The organism is Desulfosarcina sp. (assembly GCF_041551955.1).
Classification (GTDB): Bacteria; Desulfobacterota; Desulfobacteria; order Desulfobacterales; family Desulfosarcinaceae; genus Desulfosarcina.
In genome coordinates this window covers 1-5505 of the sequence record NZ_JBFELV010000344.1, presented here as the reverse complement: position 1 = coordinate 5505, position 5505 = coordinate 1, and the positions used below count along the sequence as shown (strand labels likewise).

Sequence of the window (5505 nt, the reverse complement as noted above, 5' to 3'; positions counted from 1 at the left end):
CCCGCGGCCGTCGCCCATACGGTAGGTGCCGGCGCTGTGCCACGTCATCCGGACGAAGAGCCCCCCGTAGTGACCGTAGTCGGCCGGCCACCAGTCCTGTGAATCGGTCATCAGCGTATAGAGGTCCTTCTTCAGTGCCTCCAGGTCGAGACGCTTGAATTCCTCAGCATAGTTGAACGCCTCGCCCATGGGATTGCTTTTGTGCGAGTGCTGATGCAGAATCCTGAGGTTCAACTGGTTCGGCCACCAGTCCCGGTTCGATGTGCCGCCGCCAGCTACTTTACTGAACGTTCGGCCCGTTACCGGGCACTTGCTGTCTGCATTCATAATGTTTCCTCCTTTTTGGTGTTTTTTCGGACAACGTCCGGGTCACAAGGCCCATCTTGCTTCCAGCCGATAGACTGGATGGATTTGATAGCTGAACAATCGAATGCACCTACCGTCACAGGGTCTCCACACTCGCAGAGGCGCTTCAATAGAAAAAGGAGGAAGGAATCGATGTTGTTCGGGTAGCCGCAGCCAATTGACGGGTTTCCCAATGATCGGCATGCAAGTTCCTTCTACCAAATCCACCTTGAGGCCTCAAGCAATATATATCTGGTCCACTCATCAGCACAGGAACCTAAAGAAAATTATTTTCGTATAGGAAAAAATAAATCCATACGTTCGTCCCTGAAATCAGTCTGAAAAGTGAATGCTTGAACCGGTCACCCAGCATGATTCTATTTGTTTCAAGTTGTCGAATCCAATACTGCCAGTCATCCTGCGGGTACAAATATGCCTGAGGCATCCCTATCTATGGATGGTCAGGCAAGATGCCAGTATGTTTTTAGGAATAAAGACTAAAGGATAATAGTTATCAAATAGGATATTTTCAATAGAGGGTCAACTGCAATTTTTCAAAACGGGAATACCGATCGGTATTCCTGATGACAACAATCCTCACCCGATCAGCCGATTGACAACGGGTGTTGATGATTCGTCCCTTGGTCAAGTACCGCCTTTACCAGGGTATCTCTTCATCGAAGTGAAAAAATTTTCCTGTGGGGCCATCCTGGCCGATCACCGCCAGGCGAACGGCGGTTTTTGCGCCGTCCTGCACGTCCATGGGTGCCCGTTGGGAGCCTAAATCCGTTTTTACCCAACCGGGATGCGCGGCGTTGACTTTGATGGGTGTCTTGTTCAGCGATGCAGCCAGGTGCACGGTAAATTGGTTCAGCGCCGTTTTGGAGGCGTCATAGGCCAGGGGCTTCACCTGGGTCACCTGGGACGATTCATCGCTGTGGAGGGTCAGTGACCCTAGAATGCTGGAGACGTTGACGATGCGCCCGGCCGGACTTTTTTTGATCAGCGGCAGGAGTGCCTGGGTCAGTGCCACCTGACCGAAAAAATTGACCTCGAAGGTTTCCCTCAAGGCCTGAAGGGATACCCGCTCCGCGCTGTTGGCAAACATCGGCTCATCCGGGTGGATCATGCCTGCATTGTTAACCAGGATGTCCAACCGCCCAAAGCGGGTTTCAATGAAGGCCACCACCTGAGCGATGTGGTCGGCTCGGGTCACATCCAGTTGGACCGGTTCGGCCGCCAGGCCCTCGGACTTCAATTCATCTGCCGCCTCCCGTCCCTTTTTTATATCCCTTGCCCCCATCAGTACGGTCGTTTCCCGACGGGCCAACTGCCGGCAGGTTTCCAATCCGAGGCCCTTGTTGGCGCCGGTCACCAATGCGATTATCTGTTCGGTCATGATGTGCCTCCCTTGGCCAATCGATAAAAAAGGCAGAGCCTCGATGAGGCTCTGCCTGTTTTGCCTGGCTCTGTATGTGTTGCGCGATTAACCGGCGACGTCGATGCCCGGATCACAACCCAGATTTTTATCCGGCTTCTCACAGTCAAAATTATTCTTCCGGGTATCTACATGTCCACGTTCTCTCTCTTTTTCACTTTCGATGTAGCTTTCTTCTTTTTTCTCAGCCATGATTCACCTCATTTTTCCTGTTAAGAGATAGGTTGCTTTCGATTTTTTGCCCGTTTTATTCGAAACTCTGCCTTTTACTGCTACACCTACAAGATAAGGCAGGCTTTCAATAGAGCAATGTGAAGCGCATCAGAGCTAAATGGGGGCCGATACCTACCATAAGGGTAGTGCCGTGACCGGATCGTCGAGAAAAGCCGAACTGCACAGGCGCTGGCGGTTACCTGAACCCGTCAAACGTGGTTGCGCAACTGAAGGTCCAGCGGGTGGGGATTCAGGTAAGTCTGGACGGAGAGGTAGGGTTGGCTGTATTTGCGCACAAAATGGTTCAACAAGGTGATGGGCACGATCAGCGGCAGATGGCCGCTGCGATAATTTTGGATCAATTCCAAGAGTTCCTGTTTTTCGTCGCCGGAAATCTGTTTTTTAAAGTAACCCATGACGTGCATGAGCACGTTGGTATGTTTGCTGACCGTTGCACGAAGACCCAGTGCTTCCGTCAGCATGCCTTCATAGCGGTCGTAGAGATCCGACACGTTTAGTTTCTTTCCACTGGCCACCAGTCGCCCCATCTCACGGTAATGCTTCGGGCTGTGGGCCATGAAGAGCAGCTTTTCACGGGTGTGAAAATCAACCAGGCGGCCCATGGTCTTCTTCTCGGCCAATACCTCACGCCAGCGCTTCAAGGCGAAGACTCGTTCGATGAAAGTCTCCCTCAAGGCCGGGTCGTGGAGACGGCCCTCCTCCTCCACCGGAATGCGGGGAAATCGAGCGGTGAAGGCGGCGGCAAACAACCCTCGGCCGGTTTTTACTGGCTGGCCTTTGTCATTGTACACCTTGACGCGATGGAGGCCGCTGCTCGGCGAATCCTTTTTGAAAATGAATCCGCACAAATCCTCTTTTCCCAGGTTATCCAGCCGACCTGCAGCCCAAGTGAGCATGCGATCGGTGTGGTCGATGCGGGTCTTGTTGGTCACCAGGCGCGGCGCATCCACGCTACCCACCAGGCGCATGGCTTCCCTTGGAATACCCAGGCCGCATTCGCTTTCCGGACAAACAGGAACAAAATCGAAGAATTGCCCAAGGGTCTGAGTGATGTAGCGGTTGTGTTTGTGCCCGCCGTCGAATCGAACCTTTTCTCCCAACAGGCATGCACTGACGCCGATCTTTATCGAAGTTGTCATCTTACTCTCGAGATTGTTCGTTCAGCGTGCGTGGATCGATCACGGCACGCGTCATTGTTAACCTGAATACCGACCGTCAATTCATTCGGGGGACTCGCCGGCACCGATCAGCGGGAGCTCTTTGTCGGTTTTGAAAGCCACCAGAAACCTCTTGGCTTCGGGGTTGTCGTAGATCTTGCATCGCCGGCAAAGCTCTTTGACCAGCGGCGTACCGCTCTCTTCGTGGGTTTTGGTCAAGTGCAGGCGAATGCCTTTGTAGCCAGGGCCTTCTTCCCTGAACAAATAGGCGGCGCGGGGGTTGGACTGTAGGTTGCTGTGGGAAAGGCGGTCTCGCATGATGAACGCCAACGCACCATCGTCCATTACATGGGGCCGCGCATACACGGCGGCATTGACCCGGCCTTCGCTGTCTGCAGTCGATAGGACGCCCATTCCCTTGGTTTCTTCAAAATAGGTTTTAAGATTCATTGACGACTCCTGTGATTTTGGTTTGGAACCTTGCGAGCGATTTGATTTTTTAGGGTATTTTCAATTTTTGGCTTAGTGTGAAAGACGCTCAACGTTGAAAGCGCAAAGCAAAACGAAAGCCATACGTCCGCCTTAACCCTTTTCAGCCGATAGAGCGCTTTTTTGTTCCCCACACCGCATATACCGGATCTGACATGGCAAGCTCACCGGCATATTTGTCATTTCGCGGGCGGGGCAGTCCGCGCATGGAATGGGTGCCCAGGTTGTTGAAGGCCTTACTTTTCAGAAAGTATTCCATGACCAGCCCCACTCGCTCGAACTCGTGTATCTGCTCCCATATGCGAACGACCTTGGGAGGAAACCAGCGGTTGGAGAAAGTGACCACGAAGGTTCCGCCGGGCTTGAGCACACGGCCCACCTCGGCGAAGACGTCCAGCGGATGGGCTAAGTATTCCACAGAAACACTGCAAATGGCAACATCGAAAGACTCATTTTCGTAGGGCAGAACCGGGGCGGCATTCAGGTCGTGAACCTGGATTTCAGTCAAGTGTGGATTTTGCTCCAGTTCGGTGCGGTTCATGCCCAATCCGCTGACCCCGCCCGGGCGTAGGCCCTTGGGGAGATGAGAAACCCAGCTGCTCATGAGGTCCAGTACCTGCATGCCGTCCTTGACGAAGCGCTTATACAGGTCTGTAACCAAATCGCGAGCGGTTTCGTCGAGATGGTGCACCAGGCGTGGATTGTCGTAGAAGCGGTCATCCGTCTGCTCATCCCGACGGGAAAAGGGATTGTCGCTGAAAAAATCCGTAGGCTTTCCCTGCCAGCGGGCCTGCATGCCCGGACCCTCGGTGAGCAGCCCCACCCAATCCACGCTGCTGCCGCCGCGCTCGCTCTCCTTGGGTGAGACCTGCCCGACCGTCATGGACAGGGAGAGCGGTTGAAGTGCCAAGGGGTGGGCGATGTCTACCTCCAATTGACCGTTGTTCACTCCCACACAACGGATGGGTTGCATGTTTTGTGGGAACACACCGGGAAGATCGGTGAGACAGCCCTTGGGGTAAAAGCGACCCGCTTTCGGGTCTCTGGTAAACTGCTTGCGCTTTATTTTCAGATGACCGCCGTCGTTCCCGAAAAGCTCCCCCGCTGAAAAGTTGACGGCTATATGCTCCCAGGGCCGCTTGCCGATCAGTGAGCGCCTGACGTTGTCCGGGAGCCAGTCCCGCCATAGATTGACCCCCCGTGCGGCATAGCATTCATTGTGAGCCGCGTGTTGGCTGTTCCATTTGAGCTGAAACACGACATCGGCCACACTCTCTATATCGATTGCATCCATGGTTGCCTCCACCTAAGATTTGGTTTGAATCCTGTCGCCATTGGTAAAACCTAAACATAAACCCTCACGCAAACCATGTGAATCGGTTAGCAGGTGAGTGGGAGGCAATACCTGCCAATAGGGCGTCTGGTTGGTTGTTTGTGGTTGGCTTTTTTTCAGGATATGGAAATCAGGTAACTTCTCAGGTTGGTCTGACTGTTGCTTAAACCAAATTTCCTGCGCAGGTTTTTACGATGAAAATGGACGGTGGTTTCAGACACGTTCAAAATGCCGGCGATCTCCTTGCTGGCTTTGCCGTCCTTGACCAGTGATGCGACCTGGATCTCTTGGGGGGTGAGGATGATGCTGGCGTTGGCCAATTTCTGCATCATCGGCGAGATGATGTCGTTCAGGTGGGAGTCGATGATGTCGACCACCGTCTTGTCTTGGGGCTTCAGGTTGACCCGTTTGAGTTTTTCAAGGTAGGGCAGCACCATCTCCTTGACATTGGTGATCACCTTCTGCTCAAGGTCGGCCTTGTCGCTCTCGCGCTGCTTGAGCAGGACTTT

6 protein-coding genes and 1 pseudogene are annotated in these 5505 nt (G+C 53.5%); all 7 read right to left on the bottom strand.

Annotated features, from left to right (window positions below):
* Nucleotides 1–327 (bottom strand): annotated as a pseudogene (locus ABYV26_RS19695) (catalase-peroxidase); the annotation flags it as partial.
* A 676-nt stretch (nt 328–1003) separates the two neighbouring features.
* Entirely contained in the window at nt 1004–1744 is a 741-nt protein-coding gene (locus ABYV26_RS19690; protein ID WP_372683063.1) for an SDR family oxidoreductase, read from the bottom strand.
* A gap of 87 nt (nt 1745–1831) precedes the next feature.
* Nucleotides 1832–1975 carry a hypothetical protein gene (locus tag ABYV26_RS19685; protein WP_372683062.1) on the bottom strand — a complete coding sequence of 48 codons (144 nt, stop codon included), beginning with the start codon at nt 1973–1975 and terminating at the stop codon, nt 1832–1834.
* Nucleotides 1976–2205: 230 nt separating this feature from the next.
* Nucleotides 2206–3156, bottom strand: a complete 951-nt coding sequence (locus ABYV26_RS19680) for a YbgA family protein (RefSeq protein WP_372683061.1) — start codon at nt 3154–3156, stop codon at nt 2206–2208.
* Between the two features lie 81 nt (nt 3157–3237).
* Complete coding sequence (locus tag ABYV26_RS19675; RefSeq protein WP_372683060.1) at nt 3238–3624, bottom strand: pyridoxamine 5'-phosphate oxidase family protein; 387 nt, start codon at nt 3622–3624, stop codon at nt 3238–3240.
* 142 nt (nt 3625–3766) lie between these two features.
* Nucleotides 3767–4957, bottom strand: coding sequence for a class I SAM-dependent methyltransferase (locus tag ABYV26_RS19670; RefSeq protein WP_372683059.1), 1191 nt, complete (start codon nt 4955–4957; stop codon nt 3767–3769).
* A gap of 155 nt (nt 4958–5112) precedes the next feature.
* Nucleotides 5113–5505: response regulator transcription factor (locus ABYV26_RS19665; protein WP_372683058.1), on the bottom strand; the 393-nt coding region annotated here is incomplete at its 5' end.

Excerpts from the sequence above, each read along its gene's own strand:
- ABYV26_RS19670 (WP_372683059.1), bottom strand. The coding sequence starts at position 4,957 with ATGGATGCAATCGATATAGAGAGTGTGGCCGATGTCGTGTTTCAGCTC.
- ABYV26_RS19680 (WP_372683061.1), bottom strand. The coding sequence starts at position 3,156 with ATGACAACTTCGATAAAGATCGGCGTCAGTGCATGCCTGTTGGGAGAA.
- ABYV26_RS19690 (WP_372683063.1), bottom strand. The coding sequence starts at position 1,744 with ATGACCGAACAGATAATCGCATTGGTGACCGGCGCCAACAAGGGCCTC.
- ABYV26_RS19675 (WP_372683060.1), bottom strand. The coding sequence starts at position 3,624 with ATGAATCTTAAAACCTATTTTGAAGAAACCAAGGGAATGGGCGTCCTA.
- ABYV26_RS19685 (WP_372683062.1), bottom strand. The coding sequence starts at position 1,975 with ATGGCTGAGAAAAAAGAAGAAAGCTACATCGAAAGTGAAAAAGAGAGA.